Here is a 318-nt window from a genome sequence, read left to right as displayed (position 1 = left end):
GGAGCTGCCGGGCGGGATCGCCGCCTTCACCGGCCGCGAAGCCGAGCTCGACCGCGTGCTCGGCCTGTTCGCCGGCACCCGGCACGGCGTCGTCGTCGCCATCGCCGGGATGGCCGGGGTCGGCAAGACCGCGCTCGCGCTGGAGGCCGGGCACCGCCTGGCGCGGCGGTTCCCCGACGGCTCGCTGCACCTGGACCTACGCGGTCACGCCGCCGACCCGCCGGATCCCCTGGACCTGCTCGACCGGCTGATCCGGGAGCTCGGCGGCGAGCCGCCGACGCCGTTGACGCTCGCCTCCGCGTCCGCCAGATTCCGCAC

1 protein-coding gene is annotated in these 318 nt (G+C 77.0%); it reads left to right on the top strand.

Features of this window, described 5'->3' with window-relative positions; genetic code table 11:
- A partial coding sequence (locus tag G3I65_RS45870; RefSeq protein ID WP_160701664.1) for an AAA family ATPase occupies positions 1-318 on the top strand: 318 nt, incomplete at both ends.

It is taken from the genome of Amycolatopsis sp. SID8362, from assembly GCF_010550475.1.
Lineage (GTDB): Bacteria > Actinomycetota > Actinomycetes > Mycobacteriales > Pseudonocardiaceae > Amycolatopsis > Amycolatopsis eburnea.
This window is presented reverse-complemented; position numbering and strand designations above follow the sequence as displayed.